Source organism: Streptomyces sp. NPDC005648, from assembly GCF_040605395.1.
Lineage (GTDB): Bacteria > Actinomycetota > Actinomycetes > Streptomycetales > Streptomycetaceae > Streptomyces.
Map to the genome: position 1 here is coordinate 31,348 of NZ_JBEXCS010000002.1, position 22,106 is coordinate 53,453.

Consider the following 22,106-nt stretch of genomic DNA (forward strand, 5'->3'; position numbering starts at 1 on the left):
AGGGGTATCCCCGGTCGGTCGTTCCACGGGGAGCTGTGCCGCCGGTAAGGTAGCCTGCACCGTTCGTTATTCGTATCCGTCGAACCTCAAGACCGTCACCCTTGACGCAGTTGCGCGGGGGTCGCAGGAGGCACCGTGCTCACCGCGTTCGCCCGGGCGTTCAGGACGCCCGACCTGCGCAAGAAGCTGCTCTTCACGCTTGCCATCATCGTGGTCTACCGGGTCGGTACCCACATCCCGATCCCCGGTGTGAACTACACGGCCGTCCAGCAGTGTGTGACCGAGGCCTCCGGCACTCAGGGTCTCTTCGGTCTCGTCAACATGTTCAGCGGTGGCGCGCTGCTGCAGATCACGATCTTCGCGCTCGGCATCATGCCGTACATCACCGCGAGCATCATTCTGCAGCTGCTGACCGTGGTGATCCCGCGCCTCGAAGCCCTCAAGAAGGAGGGCCAGGCGGGTACGTCGAAGATCACGCAGTACACCCGTTACCTCACCGTGGCGCTCGCCATCCTGCAGGGCACCGGCCTGGTGGCCACCGCCCGCAGCGGCGCCCTCTTCAACGGCTGCACCGTCGCGTCCAGCATCGTCCCGGACCGCGCGATCTTCACCACCATCGTCATGGTCGTCACGATGACCGCCGGTACCGCCGTGGTGATGTGGCTCGGCGAGCTCATCACCGACCGCGGCATCGGCAACGGCATGTCGATCCTCATGTTCATCTCGATCGCCGCGACCTTCCCGTCCGCGCTCTGGGCGATCAAGAAGCAGGGCACCCTGGCCGGCGGCTGGATCGAGTTCGGCACCGTCATCCTGGTCGGTCTGGTCATGGTCGGCCTGGTGGTCTTCGTCGAGCAGGCCCAGCGCCGTATTCCGGTGCAGTACGCGAAGCGCATGATCGGCCGCCGTTCCTACGGTGGTACGTCGACGTACATTCCGCTCAAGGTCAACCAGGCGGGTGTGATTCCGGTCATCTTCGCGTCCTCGCTGCTCTACATCCCGGCGCTGGTCGCCCAGTTCTCCGGCAGCAACGCCGGCTGGAAGACATGGGTCGAGCAGAATCTGACCAAGGGCGATCACCCGGTTTACATCATTTCGTACTTCTTGCTCATCGTGTTCTTCGCGTTCTTCTACGTGGCTATCTCGTTCAACCCCGAGGAAGTCGCCGACAACATGAAGAAGTATGGTGGCTTCATCCCGGGCATCCGGGCTGGCCGACCGACCGCTGAGTACCTGTCGTACGTGCTCAACCGGATCACCTGGCCGGGTTCGCTGTATCTGGGCCTGATTGCTCTCGTACCGACGATGGCGTTGGTTGGGTTTGGGGCGACCAATAACTTCCCGTTCGGCGGGACCAGCATCCTGATCATCGTGGGTGTCGGTCTCGAGACGGTGAAGCAGATCGAGAGCCAGCTCCAGCAGCGCAATTACGAAGGGTTCCTCCGCTGATGCGAATCGTCCTCGTCGGGCCGCCCGGTGCTGGGAAGGGCACTCAGGCCACCCGCCTCGCCGGGAAGCTCTCGATCCCGCACATCTCCACGGGTGACCTGTTCCGCGCCAACATCAGCCAGCAGACGGAGCTCGGGAAACTCGCGAAGTCCTACATGGACGCCGGCAACCTCGTCCCCGACGAGGTCACCATCGCGATGGCGAAGGACCGCATGGAGCAGCCGGACGCCGAGGGCGGCTTCCTGCTGGACGGTTTCCCGCGCAATGTCTCGCAGGCCGAGGCGCTCGACGAGCTGCTGAAGACCGAGGCCATCAAGCTGGACGCCGTACTCGACCTCGAGGTACCCGAGGAAGAGGTCGTCAAGCGGATCGCCGGCCGACGCATCTGCCGCAACGACTCCTCCCACGTCTTCCACGTGACCTACAGCCCCGCCAAGAAGGAAGGCGTCTGCGACGTCTGCGGCGGCGAGCTGTACCAGCGTGACGACGACTCCGAGGAGACGGTCCGCAAGCGGCTCGAGGTCTACCACACGCAGACCGAGCCGATCATCGACTACTACAAGGCACAGGGCCTGGTCGTCACGATCTCCTCCCTGGGCCCGGTGGACGAGATCACCCAGCGCGCCCTGGAGGCGCTCAAGCGCGAGGACGACGGCAAGTAGCCGTCAGCTGCTGTCCGGCCGTGACGCCCGCGGGGGTGTCACGGCCGTACTGTTGTGTACGTAACCGGTTGACGTGAGTGACGGAGAGCGCAGGGCCCCCATGGTGCAGATCAAGACCCCCGAGCAGATCGCCAAGATGCGTGAGGCGGGGCTGGTCGTGGCCGCCATCCACGCGGCCACCCGTGAGGCGGCCGTGCCCGGCGCCAGCACGAAGGATCTGGACCAGGTCGCGCGCAAGGTCCTCGCCGAGCACGACGCCAAGCCCAACTTCCTGGGCTACGGCGGCTTCCCGGCCACGATCTGCACCTCCGTCAACGAGGTCGTCGTCCATGGCATCCCGTCCGACGAGGTGGTCCTCAAGGACGGCGACATCATCTCCATCGACTGCGGCGCCATCATCGACGGCTGGCACGGGGACGCGGCGTACACCGCCTTCGTCGGCTCCGGCCACGCGCCCGAGCTGATCGAGCTCTCCCGGGTCACCGAGGAGTCGATGTGGGCCGGCATCGCGGCCATGAAGCAGGGCAGCCGCCTGGTCGACGTCTCCCGGGCCATCGAGACGTACATCCGCCGCCAGCCGAAGCCCGGCGGCGGCAAGTACGGGATCATCGAGGACTACGGCGGCCACGGCATCGGCACCGAGATGCACATGGACCCGCATCTGCTGAACTACGTCGACCGCCGCCGCGGCAAGGGCCCCAAGCTGGTCCCCGGCTTCTGCCTCGCGATCGAGCCGATGGTCTCCCTGGGCACCCCCAGGACCGAGGTCCTCTCCGACGACTGGACCGTCATCACGACGGACGGCACCTGGTCCTCGCACTGGGAGCACTCCGTGGCCCTCACCGAGGCCGGCCCGCTGGTGCTGACGGCTCCCGACGGCGGCAGGGCGAAGCTGGCGGAACTGGGGATCACGGCGGCACCGGATCCGCTGGCGTGATGGACCTGAGTCACTGCCGGCGGTGCCGGATCCGCTTGGCTGGGTGGCGGTCGCTTAAGGATCTCTCCGCCGGGGCATTCTTTCTCGATTCGTCTTTCCGAGTGGGCTGACGTAGACTGACTCGTCGGCTCTCGTGTACCCGCATGTCCTCATGCGCTGGCGGGAGTCGATCAAGGTAGTCGATTCGAAGGGCGAAGCGTGGCCAAGAAGCAAGGTGCCATCGAGATCGAGGGCACTGTCGTCGAGTCTCTGCCGAACGCCATGTTCAAGGTCGAGCTCCAGAACGGCCACCAGGTCCTGGCACACATCAGCGGCAAGATGCGTATGCACTACATCCGCATCCTCCCTGACGACCGGGTCGTGGTGGAGCTGTCTCCGTACGACCTGACGCGTGGCCGGATCGTCTACCGCTACAAGTAGATCCCTCTGACTCGGAGAACCTCAATCCCATGAAGGTCAAGCCGAGCGTCAAGAAGATCTGCGACAAGTGCAGGGTGATCCGCCGTCACGGTCGGGTCATGGTCATCTGCGAGAACCCGCGCCACAAGCAGCGCCAGGGCTGACGCACGATCGACTGATCCCTCTGCATCGATATCGCAGGGATTCGCGCGACGCGAGCTGAATTATGTTCATACGCAGGACCCGGACACCCAGGTGTCCGACACCCCCGGTTCGGAGGCCGGGGACCCAGTCCGTACCTAATCTTTGGCTGTATCCATTGAACAGCGTGAAGAGGCCGGCGGCTGGGATCCGGTTCTGCGGCAGACCTCCGAAGATCACCAGGAGCCATTGAATGGCACGCGTTTCCGGTGTTGACATCCCGCGCGAAAAGCGCGTGGAGGTCGCCCTGACCTACGTGTTCGGCATCGGCCGGACCCTCGCCCAGCTGACGCTGGCCGAGACCGGCATCGACCCGAACACCCGCGTTCGCGACCTCTCCGAGGAGCAGCTCGTCGCGATTCGTGAGTACGTCGACAACAACATCAAGACCGAGGGTGACCTCCGTCGTGAGATCCAGGCCGACATCCGCCGCAAGGTGGAGATCGGCTGCTACCAGGGTCTCCGTCACCGTCGTGGTCTGCCTGTCCGCGGTCAGCGCACCAGCACGAACGCCCGTACCCGCAAGGGCCCGCGTCGCGCCATCGCCGGCAAGAAGAAGCCGGGCAAGAAGTAGTCCACAGCGGACAACGCTTCATCAGCGGTCTTCGCTGTAGGACCGACCACCTCCCCGTAGGAGTTTGTAGATGCCCCCCAAGGGTCGTCAGGGCGCTGCCAAGAAGGTGCGCCGCAAGGAAAAGAAGAACGTCGCTCACGGCCACGCGCACATCAAGAGCACGTTCAACAACACGATCGTCTCGATCACGGACCCCTCGGGCAACGTGATCTCCTGGGCCTCCGCCGGCCACGTCGGCTTCAAGGGCTCGCGCAAGTCCACCCCCTTCGCCGCGCAGATGGCCGCCGAGTCGGCCGCCCGTCGCGCGCAGGAGCACGGCATGCGCAAGGTCGACGTCTTCGTGAAGGGCCCGGGTTCGGGTCGCGAGACGGCCATCCGTTCGCTGCAGGCGACCGGTCTTGAGGTCGGCTCCATCCAGGACGTCACCCCCACCCCGCACAACGGCTGCCGTCCGCCCAAGCGTCGTCGCGTCTGACGCGTCGCCTTCGCAGGCAGTGGTTTCGGGCGGTACGGCTCTGTAAGGGTCGTATCGCCCGTACCCTTGTAGCAGTGCCTCAGGGCATCAAATAGTGGGTGCCCCTGAACTGAAGGATTCACATGCTGATCGCTCAGCGTCCCTCGTTGACCGAAGAGGTCGTCGACGAGTTCCGCTCCCGGTTCGTGATCGAGCCGCTGGAGCCGGGCTTCGGCTACACCCTCGGCAACTCCCTCCGCCGTACCCTCCTGTCGTCGATCCCCGGTGCCGCTGTCACCAGCATCCGGATCGACGGCGTCCTGCACGAGTTCACCACCGTGCCGGGCGTCAAGGAGGACGTCACCGACCTGATCCTCAACATCAAGCAGCTGGTCGTCTCCTCGGAGCACGACGAGCCGGTCGTGATGTACCTGCGCAAGCAGGGCCCGGGTCTGGTCACCGCCGCCGACATCGCGCCCCCGGCCGGTGTCGAGGTGCACAACCCCGACCTGGTCCTCGCCACGCTCAACGGCAAGGGCAAGCTGGAGATGGAGCTGACGGTCGAGCGTGGCCGCGGTTACGTCTCCGCCGTGCAGAACAAGCAGGTGGGCCAGGAGATCGGCCGTATCCCGGTCGACTCCATCTACAGCCCGGTGCTCAAGGTCACGTACAAGGTCGAGGCCACGCGTGTCGAGCAGCGCACCGACTTCGACAAGCTGATCGTCGACGTCGAGACCAAGCAGGCGATGCGTCCCCGTGACGCCATGGCCTCCGCCGGCAAGACCCTGGTCGAGCTGTTCGGTCTCGCCCGCGAGCTGAACATCGACGCCGAGGGCATCGACATGGGCCCGTCCCCGACGGACGCCGCCCTTGCCGCCGACCTGGCGCTGCCGATCGAGGAGCTGGAGCTCACGGTCCGCTCCTACAACTGCCTCAAGCGCGAGGGCATCCACTCCGTGGGTGAGCTCGTGGCGCGTTCCGAGGCCGACCTCCTGGACATCCGCAACTTCGGTGCGAAGTCCATCGACGAGGTCAAGGCGAAGCTGGCCGGCATGGGCCTGGCCCTGAAGGACAGCCCGCCCGGATTCGACCCCACGGCCGCCGCCGACGCCTTCGGCGCCGACGACGACGCGGACGCGGGTTTCGTGGAGACCGAGCAGTACTGAGAAGTACCCAGCAGTACCTGATCGGCTGATGCCGGTGAGCGTCCGCTCATCGGGTTCCTGACCCCGGTACCTGACACGGCCGGGGCAGACACACAGGAGAAGAACAATGCCGAAGCCCACCAAGGGTGCCCGTCTGGGCGGCAGCGCCGCGCACGAGAAGCTGCTCCTCGCGAACCTCGCGAAGTCGCTGTTCGAGCACGGCCGTATCACCACCACCGAGGCGAAGGCCCGCCGTCTTCGTCCGTACGCCGAGCGTCTGGTCACCAAGGCGAAGAAGGGCGACCTTCACAACCGCCGTCAGGTGCTCCAGGTGATCACGGACAAGAGCGTCGTCCACACGCTCTTCACCGAGATCGGCCCGCGCTACGAGAACCGTCCGGGTGGTTACACCCGTATCACCAAGATCGGTAACCGCCGTGGCGACAACGCGCCCATGGCTGTCATCGAGCTGGTCGAGGCGCTGACGGTCGCGCAGCAGGCTACGGGTGAGGCCGAGGCCGCCACCAAGCGTGCCGCCAAGGACGCCGAGGCTGCTCCGGTCGCCGAGGAGACCAAGGTCGAGGAGACCGAGGTCGTCGAGGACGCCAAGCCTGAGGCCGAGGAGTCCAAGGACGCGTAAGCGACCCTGAAACGGGCCCGTTCCTCTTGAGGAGCGGGCCCGTTTTGTGTTCTTGAGAGGATCTCTGGGTGAGTGACGAAGTAGAGCCCGGTTACGTCCGTGTCCGTCTTGATCTCTCCTACGACGGGACCGAGTTCTCCGGGTGGGCCAAGCAGGCCGGGGGACGGCGGACCGTGCAGGGGGAGATCGAGGACGCGCTGCGGACCGTGACACGGTCGGGGAAGACGACGTACGAGCTGACCGTCGCGGGGCGGACGGACGCCGGGGTGCATGCGCGGGGGCAGGTGGCCCATGTCGATCTGCCGGAGGCAGTCTGGCGTGAGCATCACGAGAAGCTGCTGAAGCGGCTCGCCGGGCGGCTGCCGCGGGATGTGCGGGTCTGGGCCCTCAGGGAGGCGCCCAGCGGCTTCAACGCCCGTTTCTCGGCCGTCTGGCGGCGCTATGCGTACCGGGTGACGGACAACCCCGGGGGAGTCGATCCGCTGCTGCGCAACCATGTGCTGTGGCACGACTGGCCGCTGGACGTCGACGCCATGAACGAGGCCGCCGAACGGCTGCTGGGGGAGCACGACTTCGCCGCCTACTGCAAGAAGCGGGAGGGCGCGACCACGATCCGCACGCTGCAGCGGCTGAGTCTGGTGCGCGGGGACGACGGGATCATCACCGCGACCGTGCGGGCCGACGCCTTCTGCCACAACATGGTGCGGTCGCTGATCGGGGCGTTGCTGTTCGTGGGGGACGGGCACCGCCCGGCCGACTGGCCGGGCAAGGTACTGGCCGCCGGCGTACGGGACTCGGCCGTGCACGTGGTGCGGCCGCACGGGCTGACGCTGGAGGAGGTCGGCTATCCCGCCGACGAGTTGCTGGCCGCGCGGAACAAGGAGGCGCGGAACAGGCGGTCGTTGCCGGGATGCGGGTGCTGAGGGCGGGCCTCGCCCTCGGCCGGCTGCCGAGGGCGAGGCGCCCGCTCACTGCTTGACGGTGAAGTACTGCCAGGCGCCCCAGGTGCTGGCGTTGGTGTTGTCCCTGCTGCTGTGGACGTACTGCGCGGCGACGCGGAACTTGCTGTTGACCCACTGGGACAGGGACATCTGCTGGCGTCCGGCGCTGGAGGAGCTCAGGGCGGCGCAGGGTGTGGTGGTCTGCGTGTGCCAGGCGCCGCTGTAGTAGCGCTGCACGCGGTAGACGATGCACTGGCCGGCCTTGTTGGGCGTGACGGTGGCGTCGAGCTGCTCCTTGGCGGTGTGGTGGTACACCCGGTAGACGGTGCTGCCGTAGGTCGTGCTCGTGTAGTAGCCGGACAGCTTCTCCGAGATCTTCACCGACGTGTTCACGCTTCGCGCGACGGTCTTCGGCGCGTACCGGTAGTCACCGGCGAACACCGCGCTGAACGTGGTGTTGCGGGTGAGCTTGTAGGACCCCGTCAGATTGCCCTGGGAGTCCACCGTGCCCGACTTCACCAGGACCGACGTGCCTCCGTACGGCTGGGCGTAGATCGCCACCTTGCGCGTGTTGTACGTCGTCCCGAGGTGCGCGGTGATCTTCGCGGTCTGGCCGTACGAGTAGGTCGAGTGGTCGGCCGTGATGGTCAGGCTCGTCGAGACCCGGGACACCTGGACGGTGGCGCTGCGGTTGCCGGCCTTGTGCGAGGTGTCGCCGCCGTAGGTCACCTTGTAGGTGTTGGCGCCGCCGATCTGCGGGGTGTCCGCGAACGTGAACGAACCGTCCGAGGCGACTTTCGCGTCGGCGAGTGCGACACCGGACGGGTGCGCGAGGTCGGTCTTCGTCACCTTGACGACCCCACCGCTCGCGAAGGGCGAGCCGGAGAGCGTGCCGGACACGGTCAGCTTCTTGGTGCGGGTGGCCGTGGCCGGGGCGGTCAGCGTGACCGTGGTGGTCAGCTTGGAGACCTGGACGAGGCTCGTCGTGGTCGCCGCCTCGTGTGTCCCGTCCCCCGCGTAGCTCGCCGCGTAGGTGTACGTGCCCTCGGCCGGCGGGGTGTCGCTGAAGCTGAAGGAGCCGTCCGCCGCCGTCGTCGCGTCGGGCAGCGCCGTTCCGTTCCGTGTGATGTGCGCGACCTGACCCGCGGCAAGCGCCGTGGTCGACGTCAGGGTGCCGTTGACGGTCAGCTTCCGGCCCGGCACACCCGTGCTCGGGGCGGTCAGATGGAGAGAGGTCTCCGCCTTCGGCTGGGTCACGGCGGGCGCCTCGCTGACGACCGGGCCGCTCACCGTCTGGACGTCCGAGCTGTCCCCGGTGGCACCGGAGAAGGCCAGGAGCGCGGTGGACGTCAGCGTCGGTGTCGCGTCCACCACCTGCGTCCCGTCGATCCAGACGTAGAGATGACCGGTGGCCACCTGGACGTCGACCTGGTGCGTGCCCTGGCGCAGGGAGGTGCCGAGGGGGGCCACCGACTGGTAGTCGATCGCCGACGAGCCGGCCGAGCTGCGGCCGACGCCCACGAAGTTCTGCGCCTTGAGGGTGTCGTTCCAGCCGGTGCCGAACGCGACCACCGTGCCCGGCCGCCCCGCGATACCGAGGCTGTCACCGGCATCGCCCAGGGCCGAGGCGGAGTTCTGGTCCGGGTCGAGGAGGGCGAGCGTCATGCCCTTCCCTCCGGTGCCGGGGCCGAACTTCGCGGTGAAGGTGGCCCGCAGACCGTCGGTGCGCAGCGGCTCGGTGTACACCGCCGTGCCCGCCTGGTTGCTGGTCGCCGGGGTCAGCTGGACCCCGCCGCCGTCGACCGGCACCGCCGAGCCGTTGGTCCGCCAGTTCCCGTCGGCGGCCGAGCTGGTCGTCACCGCGCCCGTACCGGTGCCCTTGATCTGCACGTACATGGCGCCCTGGCCGTTGCCGCTCGCGTCGGTCCCGGTGCCGGTGACCTCGTAGAAGGCGCTCAGGTCCGCTGCGGAGCGCGGGGTGAACGTCACGCTCTGCACCGCGGTCTGCTCCGGGCCGATGACCAGGCCCTCCGACAGCTGCACCGGGCTGTTGAAGTCACCGGTCGGTGCCTTGGCCTTGGTCACCGTCACCGGGATGTTGCCGGTGTTGGTGATGGTGAACGACAGCGACTTGGAGCTGCCGACCGGGACCTGGCCGAAGTCCAGGGCGCTGGTGGAGAACTCCAGGTGTCCCTGGCCCGTGATGGCCGTGGCGCTGACCGGCACGCTCAGCGTGTGGGTGGCGCCGCCGCCGCTGCTGCTGACCACGAGCGCGTCGCTGTCGGTCTGGTCGGTGGTCGGCGTGTAGGTCATCGAGAGCACGAAGGAGCCGCCGGCCGGTACGACCGTCCCCGTGCCGGGCAGCCCCGAGGCGGAGAAGGCGCCGCCGGGGGAGTCGACCGAGTCGATGGTCTCCGGGTCGGTACCGGTGTTGGTGATCTGGAGGTTCAGCGTCGAGGTGCTGCCGGTGGGCACTTCCCCGAAGTCCAGGGCGCCGGGTGCCGCGCCGAAGCCGGGCCTGGTGCCGATGCCGTGGAGGGCGAAGACCAGCTTCTGGCCGTCCGAGAGGTTCGCGGTCAGGGTGCCGTTGATGCCGCCGGTGGTGGTGGGGGCGAAGCCGATCGGCACGTCCAGGGTGTCGTTCGCCGCCAGCGCGGTGGGCTGATCGGCGGTGGGAGCGACGGACGGGTCGACCGAGAACGCGCCGGAGGCCTTGAGTCCGGTGATGCTGACGTCCTGGGTGGCGGTCAGCTTCATCTTGGCCGAGCCGCTGTCACCCACGCCGACCTGGCCGAAGTCCAGCGAGGCCGCGGTCAGGGCCGTCCTGGCCGGGCTGCCGAAGCCGTAGAGGACACCGTCGCGGGTGCCGACGTAGACCTTGCCGCGGTCGGCGGTGGGTGTGCTGAACTTCGTGGCGGTGCCGATCGGCGCGGACCACAGCAGCTGGAGCAGGCCGTTGCCGTCGGGGGCGGGGCTGTAGGCGCGCAGGGTGCCGTCGGCGCCGGAGGCGTTGCTCGCGGAGGTCATCCACACCAGGGCGCTGGACTCGTCCGTGCCGTTGGAGGTGACCAGGGGAGAGCCGCTGGTGTAGCCGAAGGTGTCCTGGCTCTGGCCGGTGAGGGTGAGCGTGGGCGTACCGCCGTTGCGCACGCCGTACTTGAGGGCGCGCAGCGGGCCCTGGTTGCCGACGACGTAGACATAGCCGCCGTCGCCGCCCCAGAACGCGGGGTGTCCCCACATGCCCTGGTAGGGGCCGGACACGCTCACCGCGTCGTCGCCGCCCTGGGCGCCCTGGCCCATGCCGCCGAGGTTGTCGCGGTCGAGCAGGAACACCCGCCCGTCCTTGCCCTGCTGGACCAGCAGATGCGGGTGCTCGCTGGTGCCGAAGTCGTCCGGCAGCGCCATCGGGGCGCCGGAGGAGATGTCCTGGTCGTTGAGGTCCAGGGTGGCGGCGTCGCTCGGGCTGAAGAAGTCGGCCGTGCTGAGGCTGTTGTCGCCGTTGACCTGGAGGCGTACGACCGACTCGGCCAGGGTGCCCTGCACGGTCTTGCCGGGCCCGGGCGCCGGGCTGATGCCGTTGCCGGTGCTGAAGAAGATCCGGCCGGACCCGTCCGAGACCAGTCCGCCGCCGGCCTGCCAGATGCCGGCGCCGCCGGTGCCGGCACCGGTCGCCGTGGCCCACATGGAGGTGATGCTGTGCGCGGTGGTGCTCACCCCGACCACATAGCCGCGGTAGGGCCACGCGTCGCAGTGGGCGCCGAAGCCGGCGTAGACCACGCCGTTCATCAGCAGCAGGCCGGGGCGCTGCTGCTCGTAGTAGGCGTCGAAGGAGACGCTCGGGTCGTTGACGGGGCTTCCGGCGATGGTGACCGGCCACCCGGAGCGCTCGGCTCCGGAGCTCGGGTCCACGGCGTGCATCAGCCAGGTCGGGTGACGGTGCGTGGCGGTGCCGTCGTCGACCTTGGTGGTGAAGTAGAGGGAGTCGGTGTCGGAGTCGTACACGGGAGTCGCGGTCGCCCCGATGTTGGGCACCAGGTCACCGCAGCCGATCGCCGCGGCCGGCCACGAGGGTCCGTAGTTCTTGCTCCACTCGATCGCGCCGGTGGTGCGGTCGAGGCCGTACATGGTGTTGCTCTCCGTGACCGCGATCACCTGGTCGCCGTGCACCAGCGGCTGGGCGTATATCTGCCCGTCGAGCTTGGTGGCGAAGAGGCGGCCGAAGGCGGACGACTGGACGACCGCGGGGGAGAGCGAGGACTCGCCCTGGTCCCAGTTGGTGCGCAGGTTGTCGACGCCCGCCGTGTTCTGGTCGGCCTGGGCCGAGGAGGCCACCAGGCTGACCGTGGTGCCGATCAGTGCCGCGGTGGCCACGGCCGCTATGGACAACAGCCATGTGCGCCGCCGGCTGCGATGGCGGCCACCGCGTGCAGGCATGGAAAACCCGGGCAAAACGGGACCTCCCCCTGATGTCCGTGCCCGGAAACGGTCACAGGCGCGGCACAAACGTGAAGACTGAGTGGTTGTTCTTACCATCAGTTGGCCGGTTTGTGCACTGGGGCGCCTGTGTTCCCCCTGTGACGCGTGATGAAACCCTCACTTAACAAGGTTGTTGAGTCACAAAGGAAAAACCCGGTTATGCTTTCGCGGTCCGGCTGAAAGTTCGATTTATAGGGGTGGTCGGGCACCGGGTGGGTTGTGGTTTCACAGGGCTGTCAGAGCCCTGGGGGGGTTCATGAGTAGTGCAGTGAATGCTGCCGCACGCGCCGATCGCTCTCGCAGGCGCAGGCGGGTGGCCGAAAGTCACGGGCTGTTGCCGCAGCCGCCGGACGACACCGAGAAGTACTCGTACACGCGCCGTCACCTGTGGGTCCTGACACTCGGGTCGCTGATCAGCTTCGCCTGTCTCGCGGTGAGCCAGTTCCTGTTCACGGCGTCCAGCCCGTGGTTCTGGCTGACGATGCCGTTGCTCGCCTTCGTGGTCGCGGACTATCTGATCTCGCTGTACCTGGACGGGCTCAGCAAGGACTTCGACATCAAGGCGCACAAGCAGCTGGTGCGTGCCTGGCGGCCCGCGGTGTACCCCAGCGTGGACGTCTTCCTGCCGGTGTGCGGTGAGCCGCTGGAGGTGCTGCACAACACCTGGGTCAACGTGAACCGGCTCGCGGGCACCTACCGGGGCGTCGTCAAGGTGTACGTGCTGGACGACGCCGACGACCCCGAGGTCGGCGCCATGGCCCGGGACTTCGGCTTCCACTACGTGGTACGGCCCAACCGCGGTTGGTTCAAGAAGGCCGGCAACCTCCACCACGCCTTCGGGATCACCGACGGCGACCACATCCTCATCCTCGACGCCGACTTCGCGCCGCGCGCCGACCTCCTCGACGAACTGCTGCCGCACATGGACGCGGACGAGCGGACCGGGATCGTGCAGTCGCCGCAGTTCTTCCGGATCACCGACCGGCAGAACTGGATCGAGCGCGGAGCGGGAGCGGTGCAGGAGCAGTTCTACCGGTCCGTGCAGACCTCCCGTGAGGACAAGGACGGCTCGATCTGCGTCGGCTCGTGCGCGGTCTACCGGCGCGCGGCCCTCGCCCAGATCGGCGGCATCACGCTGATCGAGCACTCCGAGGACATGTACACCGGCTTCGACCTGCGGGCGCTGGGCTGGAAGCTGCGCTACGTCCCCGTCGCGGTGTCGGCCGGGGTGTGCCCGGACACCGCCGGCGCCTTCCACAACCAGCAGTACCGCTGGTGCATGGGCTCGCTGGAACTGCTCACCAGCAAGCGGTTCTGGGAGCTGGACCTGAGGTTCCAGACCCGGCTGTGCTACATCTCGGGCTTCCTCTACTACCTGCAGACCGCCCTGGCGACCTTCCTCACGCCGATCATCCCGCTGTCGCTGATGATCCTGCGTCCCGATCTGCTGCGCGCCGAGGCCGCCATGTGGGTGCTGCCCAGCGTGGCCTATGTGACGCTGGTGCTGCCCTTCTGGCACCGGGCGCCGTACCGGCTGGAGGCCTGGGCGGTGCGGCTGATGTACGGCTGGTCGCATGTCTTCGCCGTCTGGGACGTGCTGCGCGGCCGTCCCATGGGCTGGAAGCCGACCGGATCGCAGGGCGCCAAGAAGAACGGCATGCGCCGCTGGTGGATCGGTATGGTCGGCTGGACCGGCGGCACCGCGGTGCTGTGGGTGGTCGTCGCCGCCTGGCGGATGCTCACCGAGTACCCGCCGGACTTCGCCCTGATGCTGTCCGCAGGCCTCTTCTACGCGATCGTCGTCGGTCGCGCCCTGGTCCAGCCGCGCGCCCGCGCAGTGGAGGAACCCAGCGTATGACCCACCCCCAGCGCACCGCGCGAGCGCTTCGGCCCGTGCGGATGATCGCCGCCGCCCTGCTGGCAAGCGCTCTCCTGGCGGGCTGCACCACGTTCTCCGAGAAGGGGCGTGACGACTACGAGCGCGCCCAGGGCGAGCAGCCGGGTGCCCAGAGCCCCGGCGAGGCCTCCGACTCCGCGAAGCCCGAGCCGCCGTACGACGTGCGACCGCTGCTGCAGCCCGCCAAGAAGTACCTGGGGGTGGCCGCCGACGGCGCCCCCGCCAAGATGACCTCCGTCGCGGACTTCGCGAAGCGGGGCGGCAAGAAGCCCAACCTGATCGAGTTCTACTCGGCCTGGGGCGACCAGTACGAGACACGGCTGGTGCAGAAGACCTGGGACTACGGCGCCCTGGCCTTCGTCGCCTGGGAGCCCTTCGACGCCTCCCTCAAGGACATCGCCTCCGGCAAGGAGGACGACTACATCCGGTCCTACGCGCAGTCCGTCAAGGAGCTGAACCTGCCGGTGGCGATCAGCTTCGGGCACGAGATGAACGGCTTCTGGTACCCCTGGGGCACCAAGAAGGCCACGGCCGCGCAGTTCACCGCCGCCTACAAGCACATCCACGACCTCTTCGACGACGAGGGCGCCACCCAGGTCATCTGGGTGTGGAGCCCGAACGTCGTCAACCCGATGCCCAAGGTGAAGCTGAAGCCGTACTGGCCGGGCGACGACTACGTGGACTGGGTCGGCGTCATCGGCTACTACGCGGCCACCGGACCGTCGACGTACAAGACGCTCTACGGCCCGACGATGACCCAGATCCGGTCCTTCACGAAGAAACCGTTCATCATCGCGGAGACGGCGGCGCAGGCCGGTGAGCGCAAGCCCACCGACATCAAGGACCTCTTCGAGGGGACCGCGGCACGCGAGGACGTCGTCGGACTGGTCTGGTTCAACTTCGACAAGGAGACCGACTGGCGCATCAACAGCGGTCCGCTGTCCCAGCAGGCGTTCCGCAAGCAGGCCGCCGACCCGAGCTTCGGATTCGATGTGACCAAACCATGAGCGACCGGCACCCGCCCGTCTGGGCGGACGACCCCGCTCTGCGGGGCGACGCGCACGACCCGTCGTACGGCCAGGACCCGTCGTGGTCGTACGGGCAGCAGTACGCCCAGCAGGCGCACCCCGCGCCGCAGCAGGGCGAGGTGACCGACACCGGCAGCTGGCGCTTCGACGGCCACACCTCCTCGTACACCGACCAGCGGACCTACGACACCTTCGCGCCCTACGACCCCTACGCCACCTACACCGCGACGGAGCCGGCGCCGGCCCCCGCACCGGTGTCGCCCGAACCCGAGCCGGAGCAGCCCGGGTACGTGCTGCCGCCCGTCCAGGAGTCCTCCTGGGCCGTGGACACCGGGCGCAGCCGGCTGCTCGGGCGGTGGGTGCTGCTGTGCGTCCTGCTCATCCAGGCTGGCCTCTCGCTGCGGCTGCGCGGCACCGCCTTCGAGGACGAGGCGCTGTACGTCCTCGCGGGCCACTACGAGATCGGCAACATCCTGCACGGCACCCCCGTGCCGGGCGACTTCGAGGGCTACTTCTCCGGCTACCCGAAGCTGTACCCGGTGCTGGCCGCGATGGTCGACAGCGTGGCCGGGCTCGCCGGGGTGCGCATCGTCAGCCTGGTCTTCATGCTCGGCGCGACCAGCCTGCTGTACGCGACCACCCGCCGGATGTTCGACGTCCGGGCGGCGATCGGCGCGGCGGCCCTCTTCTCGGTCGTCCAGTCCACCGTCTTCCTCGGCAACTTCGCCACCTTCGACGCGGCGGCGATCTTCCTGCTGGCGCTGTCCGCGTGGATCGTGGTGCGCACCGGCCGCGCGCCGATCGTGGCGGTGGTGCTCGCGGCGCCCCCGGCGGTCCTCGCCTTCGCCACCAAGTACGCGGCGGGCCTGTATCTGCCCACCCTGGTGGTCCTGGCGGTGCTGACCGCCTTCCGCCACCGCGGGCTGCGCGCGCTGGCCCGCGGAGCGCTGCTCGGCGGGGCCATGGGCGCCCTGCTGGGCGCCGGGTATCTCTTCGCCGGATCACTCGGCGGCATCAGCCAGACCACCACCAACCGTGCCAAGGGCGCCGACACCGCGGCGCAGCTCCTCCAGCACAGCGCCCAGTGGGGCGGGCTGATGTTCCTCACGGCGGTCGGCGGCTCCCTCGCCTACGCGATCCGTCCGCACATGGGCGAGATGCCCTGGCTCGAACAGGTGGGCCCCGGCCGGTTCCGCCGGATCGCGCTCGGTGTGCTGCTCACCGGTACCGCGCTGCTCGCCCCGGCCTACCAGATCCATCTGCAGACCGAGGTCTCGCTCTTCAAGCACGTGGGCTTCGGCCTGCTCTTCGCCGGACCCATGGCGGGCCTGGGCATCTCCCGCCTCGTCGGCCCGCACTTCCGGCACCCCCAGCTCGGGATCATGCTGTACGTCCTGACGCTCGTGTTCGGCATGGTGCAGTCGCAGCAGAACTACAGCTTCCCGGACTCCCGCGAGATGACGGCCGTCCTGCGTCCCATGGTCGACCGCAAGGGCACCTACCTGGCCGAGGAGCACGAGGTCCCCGCCTACTACCTGCGGGACGTCACCGGCTACGGGCAGTGGCAGAGCACCTTCGGCATGGACTACACGGACAAGAAGGGCAAGCGGTACTCGGGCCCCGAGGCCTACGCCGCCGCCGTCAAGGACGCGAAGTTCGACATCATCGTGTTGCGCGGGACGGTCACGCCCGACGTCGACACGGCCGTCACGGACGCGCTGCGCGGCAACCCCCACTACCGCCTGGCCGCCGTCACCCGGTTCACCACCAGCAAGGGCGACGGCGCGTACCGGATTTGGGTGAAGAGATGAGTTTCGACGCCTCCGGCCGGTACGACGGCGGGTATACCGAGGGCGCCCCGGGCCACGACCCGTACCCGGGCCAGGACGCCTACGCGGGCCAGGAGGCCTACGCCGGCCAGTGGGCGCAAGCAGGTCAGGGTCAGGACGTCTACGCGGCTCCGGAGCAGGGCGCCCACTCCGGCCCCGGGACCTACGCGGAGCCCGGGCCGTACTCCGCGCCGGCACGGTACGGGGACGGCGACCGGTACGCCGGTGCCGGGGCGTCCCCCGCGCAGACGGCCGTCACCGAGCCCGAGGCCGCTCCTCAGGCCGGTCCGCGGGCCGTCGCGGTCGAGGCCGGCGAAGGGACGGCGTCCGAGGCCGCGTCCGAGGAGACGCCCCGGGACGCGAAGGGCGGGCGGCTCGCCGCCGTCGCCACGTTCCTGGTGCCGACCGCGCTCGCCTTCGCCATGATCCTGCGCGGGTTCGGCGACCGTGAGCTGTGGCGGGACGAACACGCCACCTGGTGGGCGGCCAGCCTGTCGTTCCACGACCTGAGCATGCTGATCCGCAGCATCGACGTGGTGTTCACCCCGTACTACGTCTTCATGCACTGCTGGATCGCGCTGGCCGGTGACTCCCCGAGCGCGATGCGGGTCCCGGGCGCGGTCGCCATGGCGGTGTCGGCCGGTCTGCTCGCCCTGCTCGGCAGACGGCTGTTCACCACCCAGGTGGGTGTCCTCGCGGGGCTGGCCCTGGCCGTCCTGCCGCTGACCACGCGGTACGGGCAGGAGATCCGGCCGTACCCCTTCGCGGTCGCCCTGGTGCTCCTGTCGACGCTGCTGCTCGCGCGGGCTCTGGACCAGCCGTCGTTCAGAGTCTGGGTCGCCTACACGCTGTCGGTGCCGCTGATCGGCTGGAGCCATCTGGCCTCGCTCGCGGTGCTCGGCGCCCATCTGGTGATGGTCCTGCAGAAGCGGCGGGCCGGCGACAAGATCGTCGGCTGGGCCTACACCGCGGCACTGATCCTCGGCATGTGCTTCGTCATGCCGATGGCCGTCTCGGGTTCGGGGCAGAGCGGTCAGATCGCGTGGAACAACCCGGGGTTCAAGGACCTGGTGGACTTCCCCGAGAACCTCTTCGGTTCCTGGGCGGTGGCGGTGCCCGTGATGGCGCTCGGCCTGGTCGGCCTCTGCTTCGCGGGCCGCACCGCGCTGCCGCTGGCGGTGTGGATCGTGTTGCCACCGGTGGCCACCTATCTCACCGCGGCCCAGCTGCACCTCTTCCTGCCGCGCTATCTGCTGTTCACCGCACCCGCGTGGGTGCTGCTCACGGCCGTCGCCGTGGAACGCCTGGCCGGTCCGGTGGCCGGGGCCAGGGCGGGCTCCGGCGGCGCGGTGCGGCGCGGGTTCGGCTGGGTGCTGGCCGCCGCCGCGGTCGCGGGACTCGCCTTCCAGTCGCTGCCGGGTATCCGCGCGGCCCATCACAACGCGGTGGGCGAGCCCGACTTCCGCGGTGCCGCCCGGATCGTCCAGGCCCAGCAGCGCAAGGGCGACGGCATCGTCTTCAGCGGTGTGCTCCAGGAACGCCGGGCCATGGCCTACGAACTGCGCGACGACGCCGGCCGGCCACACGATGTGCTGATGTACCGCACCCCGCAGCAGCGGGGCTCGTACGACGCGGCCGAGTGCCCGCGCCCGGCGAGCTGCCTGGCCAAGAGCGATCGGCTCTGGCTGGTGTCGACGACGCTCGACGGGCAGCCGTTCAGCGGGATGCCGAAGGCCACGGCGACCGTGATCCAGAAGGACTTCCGGATCGTGCGGACCCGGAAGCTCGACTACCTCCAGCTGGTGCTCCTGGAAAGGACCCGGGCGGCGACCGAGGGCACGTCCCACGACGACGCCGCCAACCGCAAGGTGCACCTCTGAGCTGGATTCACCGGACCGCCCGCGAGAGCCTCTCGCGGGTGTGAGCAGTCCCATCTGGGGAGGGAAAGAAATGACGTACGACCTGGGGCGCGCCCGCGTCACCGTGGTGATGCCCACCTACAACGAGGCCGCGAACCTGCCGCGGATGGCGGAGGCCGTGCAGTCGCTCGGGCTGCCCGGGCTCCATCTGAAGATCGTCGACGACTCCAGCCCGGACGGCACCGGCCGGATCGCCGAGGAGCTGGCGGAGAAGTACAACTGGGACGGCCGGTACCGCATGAGCGTGCTGCACCGCACCGAGAAGGACGGTCTCGGCCGCGCCTACGTGGCGGGCATGAGCGCCGCGCTCGACGAGGGCGCCGAGTACGTCGTCCAGATGGACGCCGACGGCAGCCACCCGGTGGAAGCGGTCCCACGCATGCTCGGTACGGCGGTGGCGTCCGGGGTGGGCCTGGTCGTCGGCAGCCGGTACGTCGAGGGCGGCTCCCTGGACGAGGAGTGGGGCAGGCACCGCGTCCTGCTGTCCCGGTTCGCCAACCGCTACGCCCGGACCGTGCTCGGCACCAAGATCCGGGACATCACCGCCGGCTTCAACCTGTGGTCGGCCGCCACGCTGCGGGACATCGACCTCGCGACCCTGGACAGCGCCGGCTACAGCTTCCAGGTCGAGCTGAAGTTCAAGGCCGTACGGGCCGGGCACAGCGCCGTCGAGATCCCGATCCGCTTCGAGGAGCGCACGGAGGGCGTCTCCAAGATGAACCTCTCGACGCAGATCGAGTCGGCCGTGATGCCGGTGCGGCTGCGGCTGCGCAACCGGCGGGGTTGAGCGCCACCGTGAGCGGACGGCACGCGCTTCCGTCGCGGACGGGGAAGCTGTACGGCGAGATCGCGAAGTTCGGCCTGGTGGGGGCCTCGGGGTTCGTGGTGAACCTCGCGGTCTTCAACGCCATCAGGACCTTCACCCAGTGGCAGACGGTCCGGGCGAGCGTCATGGCGACCGCCGTCGCGATCCTGACCAACTATCTCGGCCTGCGGTACTTCACCTACCGCGAGCGGACCCAGGAGGACCGCGGCAGCAAGCGGAGGGAGATGACTCTCTTCCTCTTCTTCAGCGCGGTCGGCCTGGTCATCGAGAACGGGGTGCTCTACGCGGCCACCTACGGGCTCGGCTTCGACGGCACGATCGCCAACAACGTCAGCAAGTTCGTGGGCATCGGCATCGCGACCCTCTTCCGCTTCTGGTCCTACCGGACCTGGGTCTTCCGCACGGCGCCCGAGCCCGCTACCCGCTCGCCGCGGCCGACGCCTGAGCCTCTCCCCGTCGGCGGATCTGGCGGAAGGTGAACAGCTGCAGGTCGTCGCCGGCCGAGAACACCTTGGTGTCCTTGGTCGTGACGTCCTTGCCGTTCAGGAAGCCGCCGGTGGTGAAGTAGGCGTAGCGGCCGTAGGCGTTGGTCGTCGTGCGGCACTTCGCGCCGTCGCAGAAGGCCTTCACCCCGCCGCCGGACAGCGGCTTGACGAAGCCCGCCTTGTCCGCGGTGGCCTTGACCTTGTTCGCCTGCGCCTCGGTGTCGAAGACGGCCACGCCGACCGTCACCGCGACACCGTCCTTCTGGTACGTCACCCGCAGCAGCCGGGTGCAGCCGTTCTTGGTGAGAAGGTTCACGAAGGTGCCCTGGACCGCCGAGGCACAGCTCTTCGTGTCGGCCGTGGCGCCCTTCTTGTAGACGGTCGACCCCATGGTCAGCTGGGTGCCCGGGAAGAGGTCCGTCACGACGAGCGGGGCCGTGTCCTTGGCCTTGCTGTCGATGAACTCCTTCGGGTCCAGCGGGGGCGGGGCGCTGGTCGGCGCGAAGGACGGGGCGGTCGCGGTGCTGCCGGGGATGGAGGCGCTCGCGGGCAGGTTGGACGGGTTGCCCGAGGCCTCGTTCTTGCCGTCCGCGGAGACCACGGCCGCCGCGACGGCACCGGCTATCGCGAGGGTGGCGAGCACGCCGCCGCCGATGAACAGCAGCCGGCGCCTCTTGTTGCGGATCTCCGACGCCTCGGCCAGTGCCGCCCAGTCCGGGGTCCGGCCGTCGCCGCCGCTGTTCCACGGCTGCTGGGATTGCGGTTTCCAGGGATCCCACTGGGACTGGGGTCCCCCCTGCTGCCCAAAGCTCATGGGGCGCATCTTAGACGGGGGTCGGGTGGTGCAGGTGTGGGTCCGCCGGGGCCCCGCGGGACCTTTCCGGCAGGGCCGTACATCTCGGCCGCGTATTGTTGTAGGGGCGTTGCGCGGGATGCCGTGCGGGCTCGTTTTGACCCGTCCGGGTGGGCCCCGGTATCCTGCTTCTTCGTTGTGTATTGGCTTGCTCGTTCTCACGCGAGACGCCCATACCTAGGTTCCCTGGAGCAGTTACCAGTGGGCGGCATACGGGCAGCGTCCCCGGCATTGTCGTCCCCAGCTGCACGATCGCTTCAGTGATGCCATGTGTCAGCACCCATCCACTGAAGAAGAAGGCTGCGAAGTGCGTACATACAGCCCCAAGCCCGGCGATGTGACTCGCCAGTGGCACGTCATCGACGCTCAGGACGTCGTCCTGGGCCGTCTCGCGACGACCGCCGCGTCCCTTCTCCGCGGCAAGCACAAGCCGATCTACGCGCCCCACGTCGACACCGGTGACTTCGTCATCATCATCAACGCCGACAAGGTGCACCTGTCCGGCAACAAGCGGACCCAGAAGATGGCGTACCGCCACTCCGGCTACCCGGGTGGTCTGCGCTCCGTCCGTTACGACGAGCTGCTGGACAAGAACCCGGAGAAGGCCATCGAGAAGGCCGTCAAGGGCATGCTCCCCAAGAACACGCTGGGCCGTCAGATGCTCTCGAAGCTGAAGGTCTACAAGGGTGACCAGCACCCGCACGGCGCGCAGCAGCCGCAGCCGTTCGAGATCACCCAGGTCGCGCAGTAAGTCCGGCCACCCCTAAGCCTGAAGAGAATCTGAGGAGAATCGTGGCCGAGACCACTGCCGAGCAGCCGCTCGAAGAGCTTGACATCGACAGCTACACCACGGAGTCGGACGTCCCCGTCGAGGGCGAGTACACCTCCGAGTCCCTGGCGTCCCGCTTCGGCGACCCCCAGCCGGCCGCCGGCCTGGGCCGCCGCAAGAACGCCATCGCCCGCGTCCGGATCGTCCCGGGCACCGGCAAGTGGAAGATCAACGGTCGCACCCTCGAGGACTACTTCCCGAACAAGGTGCACCAGCAGGAAGTCAACGAGCCCTTCAAGGTGCTCGAGCTCGAGGGCCGCTACGACGTCATCGCCCGCATCGCCGGTGGCGGTGTCTCCGGTCAGGCCGGTGCGCTCCGTCTCGGTGTCGCCCGCGCGCTGAACGAGGCCGACGTCGACAACAACCGCGGCCCGCTCAAGAAGGCCGGCTTCCTCCGCCGCGACGACCGTGCGGTCGAGCGCAAGAAGGCCGGTCTCAAGAAGGCCCGCAAGGCCCCGCAGTACAGCAAGCGCTAAACACCAGCTGCCTGCACGTACTCCGAACGCCCCGGCGGCACGCCACAGTGCCGGCCGGGGCGTTCGTTTATCACCGCGGTGGGCGT

Annotated in this window: 20 protein-coding genes; 18 read left to right on the forward strand and 2 right to left on the reverse strand. The window is 68.5% G+C overall.

Annotated features, from left to right (window positions below; genetic code table 11):
• The first annotated feature begins 135 nt into the window (after nt 1-135).
• The 10 genes from secY to truA all read left to right on the forward strand — a co-directional run bounded on the left by secY (nt 136) and on the right by truA (nt 7,384).
• A complete protein-coding gene (gene secY / locus ABZT17_RS01530; RefSeq protein ID WP_356342282.1) occupies nt 136-1,449 on the forward strand; it encodes a preprotein translocase subunit SecY in 1,314 nt (437 codons plus the stop codon).
• A complete protein-coding gene (locus ABZT17_RS01535; RefSeq protein ID WP_356342285.1) occupies nt 1,449-2,111 on the forward strand; it encodes an adenylate kinase in 663 nt (220 codons plus the stop codon). The genes secY and ABZT17_RS01535 overlap by 1 nt, the downstream gene beginning before the upstream one ends.
• A gap of 100 nt (nt 2,112-2,211) precedes the next feature.
• The gene (gene map, locus ABZT17_RS01540; protein WP_356342649.1) at nt 2,212-3,048 is read left to right on the forward strand and encodes a type I methionyl aminopeptidase; all 837 of its coding nucleotides are present in this window, start codon (nt 2,212-2,214) and stop codon (nt 3,046-3,048) included.
• A 198-nt stretch (nt 3,049-3,246) separates the two neighbouring features.
• Nucleotides 3,247-3,468, forward strand: coding sequence for a translation initiation factor IF-1 (gene infA, locus ABZT17_RS01545; protein ID WP_003948620.1), 222 nt, complete (start codon nt 3,247-3,249; stop codon nt 3,466-3,468).
• A gap of 29 nt (nt 3,469-3,497) precedes the next feature.
• A complete protein-coding gene (gene rpmJ, locus ABZT17_RS01550; RefSeq protein WP_003998809.1) occupies nt 3,498-3,611 on the forward strand; it encodes a 50S ribosomal protein L36 in 114 nt (37 codons plus the stop codon).
• Nucleotides 3,612-3,841: 230 nt separating this feature from the next.
• Entirely contained in the window at nt 3,842-4,222 is a 381-nt protein-coding gene (rpsM, locus tag ABZT17_RS01555) for a 30S ribosomal protein S13 (protein WP_356342287.1), read from the forward strand.
• A 70-nt stretch (nt 4,223-4,292) separates the two neighbouring features.
• Nucleotides 4,293-4,697 (forward strand): 30S ribosomal protein S11, encoded by a 405-nt coding sequence (gene rpsK / locus ABZT17_RS01560; RefSeq protein WP_003956432.1) that lies wholly within the window; start codon nt 4,293-4,295, stop codon nt 4,695-4,697.
• 122 nt (nt 4,698-4,819) lie between these two features.
• Entirely contained in the window at nt 4,820-5,842 is a 1,023-nt protein-coding gene (locus tag ABZT17_RS01565) for a DNA-directed RNA polymerase subunit alpha (RefSeq protein WP_003966937.1), read from the forward strand.
• A gap of 106 nt (nt 5,843-5,948) precedes the next feature.
• On the forward strand, nt 5,949-6,461 hold the full coding sequence (gene rplQ / locus ABZT17_RS01570) for a 50S ribosomal protein L17 (protein ID WP_141206510.1): 513 nt from the start codon (nt 5,949-5,951) through the stop codon (nt 6,459-6,461).
• Nucleotides 6,462-6,529: 68 nt separating this feature from the next.
• Entirely contained in the window at nt 6,530-7,384 is an 855-nt protein-coding gene (gene truA / locus ABZT17_RS01575) for a tRNA pseudouridine(38-40) synthase TruA (RefSeq protein ID WP_356342290.1), read from the forward strand.
• Between the two features lie 45 nt (nt 7,385-7,429).
• Here the strand turns inward: truA and ABZT17_RS01580 are convergent, their stop codons facing one another.
• The gene (locus ABZT17_RS01580; protein ID WP_356342294.1) at nt 7,430-11,773 is read right to left on the reverse strand and encodes a choice-of-anchor D domain-containing protein; all 4,344 of its coding nucleotides are present in this window, start codon (nt 11,771-11,773) and stop codon (nt 7,430-7,432) included.
• 418 nt (nt 11,774-12,191) lie between these two features.
• Here ABZT17_RS01580 and ABZT17_RS01585 point away from each other — a divergent pair, with 418 nt between their 5' ends.
• From ABZT17_RS01585 to ABZT17_RS01610, 6 genes are all read left to right on the forward strand, one after another.
• Complete coding sequence (locus tag ABZT17_RS01585; RefSeq protein ID WP_356342296.1) at nt 12,192-13,736, forward strand: cellulose synthase catalytic subunit; 1,545 nt, start codon at nt 12,192-12,194, stop codon at nt 13,734-13,736.
• Nucleotides 13,733-14,782, forward strand: a complete 1,050-nt coding sequence (locus ABZT17_RS01590) for a glycosyl hydrolase (RefSeq protein ID WP_356342298.1) — start codon at nt 13,733-13,735, stop codon at nt 14,780-14,782. Before ABZT17_RS01585 ends, ABZT17_RS01590 begins: the two co-directional genes overlap by 4 nt.
• Nucleotides 14,779-16,614, forward strand: a complete 1,836-nt coding sequence (locus ABZT17_RS01595; RefSeq protein ID WP_356342301.1) for a glycosyltransferase family 39 protein — start codon at nt 14,779-14,781, stop codon at nt 16,612-16,614. Before ABZT17_RS01590 ends, ABZT17_RS01595 begins: the two co-directional genes overlap by 4 nt.
• Nucleotides 16,611-18,512, forward strand: a complete 1,902-nt coding sequence (locus ABZT17_RS01600; RefSeq protein ID WP_356342303.1) for a glycosyltransferase family 39 protein — start codon at nt 16,611-16,613, stop codon at nt 18,510-18,512. The genes ABZT17_RS01595 and ABZT17_RS01600 overlap by 4 nt, the downstream gene beginning before the upstream one ends.
• 70 nt (nt 18,513-18,582) lie before the next feature.
• Entirely contained in the window at nt 18,583-19,338 is a 756-nt protein-coding gene (locus ABZT17_RS01605) for a polyprenol monophosphomannose synthase (protein ID WP_356342305.1), read from the forward strand.
• 8 nt (nt 19,339-19,346) lie between these two features.
• Nucleotides 19,347-19,856 carry a GtrA family protein gene (locus ABZT17_RS01610; protein WP_356342308.1) on the forward strand — a complete coding sequence of 170 codons (510 nt, stop codon included), beginning with the start codon at nt 19,347-19,349 and terminating at the stop codon, nt 19,854-19,856.
• On the opposite strand, the gene ABZT17_RS01615 is transcribed toward ABZT17_RS01610, so the two are convergent.
• Complete coding sequence (locus ABZT17_RS01615; RefSeq protein ID WP_356342310.1) at nt 19,795-20,676, reverse strand: hypothetical protein; 882 nt, start codon at nt 20,674-20,676, stop codon at nt 19,795-19,797. The genes ABZT17_RS01610 and ABZT17_RS01615 overlap by 62 nt on opposite strands.
• A gap of 346 nt (nt 20,677-21,022) precedes the next feature.
• On the opposite strand from ABZT17_RS01615, the gene rplM reads away from it, so the two are divergent.
• Nucleotides 21,023-21,466, forward strand: coding sequence for a 50S ribosomal protein L13 (gene rplM, locus ABZT17_RS01620; protein WP_058923752.1), 444 nt, complete (start codon nt 21,023-21,025; stop codon nt 21,464-21,466).
• Between the two features lie 41 nt (nt 21,467-21,507).
• Complete coding sequence (gene rpsI / locus ABZT17_RS01625) at nt 21,508-22,020, forward strand: 30S ribosomal protein S9 (RefSeq protein WP_123974782.1); 513 nt, start codon at nt 21,508-21,510, stop codon at nt 22,018-22,020.
• Nucleotides 22,021-22,106: the final 86 nt, after the last annotated feature.

Excerpts from the sequence above, each read along its gene's own strand:
- ABZT17_RS01535 (WP_356342285.1), top strand. The coding sequence starts at position 1,449 with ATGCGAATCGTCCTCGTCGGGCCGCCCGGTGCTGGGAAGGGCACTCAG.
- map (WP_356342649.1), top strand. The coding sequence starts at position 2,212 with ATGGTGCAGATCAAGACCCCCGAGCAGATCGCCAAGATGCGTGAGGCG.
- rpmJ (WP_003998809.1), top strand. The coding sequence starts at position 3,498 with ATGAAGGTCAAGCCGAGCGTCAAGAAGATCTGCGACAAGTGCAGGGTG.
- rpsM (WP_356342287.1), top strand. The coding sequence starts at position 3,842 with ATGGCACGCGTTTCCGGTGTTGACATCCCGCGCGAAAAGCGCGTGGAG.
- rpsK (WP_003956432.1), top strand. The coding sequence starts at position 4,293 with ATGCCCCCCAAGGGTCGTCAGGGCGCTGCCAAGAAGGTGCGCCGCAAG.
- ABZT17_RS01565 (WP_003966937.1), top strand. The coding sequence starts at position 4,820 with ATGCTGATCGCTCAGCGTCCCTCGTTGACCGAAGAGGTCGTCGACGAG.
- rplQ (WP_141206510.1), top strand. The coding sequence starts at position 5,949 with ATGCCGAAGCCCACCAAGGGTGCCCGTCTGGGCGGCAGCGCCGCGCAC.
- ABZT17_RS01590 (WP_356342298.1), top strand. The coding sequence starts at position 13,733 with ATGACCCACCCCCAGCGCACCGCGCGAGCGCTTCGGCCCGTGCGGATG.
- ABZT17_RS01595 (WP_356342301.1), top strand. The coding sequence starts at position 14,779 with ATGAGCGACCGGCACCCGCCCGTCTGGGCGGACGACCCCGCTCTGCGG.
- ABZT17_RS01600 (WP_356342303.1), top strand. The coding sequence starts at position 16,611 with ATGAGTTTCGACGCCTCCGGCCGGTACGACGGCGGGTATACCGAGGGC.
- ABZT17_RS01605 (WP_356342305.1), top strand. The coding sequence starts at position 18,583 with ATGACGTACGACCTGGGGCGCGCCCGCGTCACCGTGGTGATGCCCACC.
- ABZT17_RS01615 (WP_356342310.1), bottom strand. The coding sequence starts at position 20,676 with ATGAGCTTTGGGCAGCAGGGGGGACCCCAGTCCCAGTGGGATCCCTGG.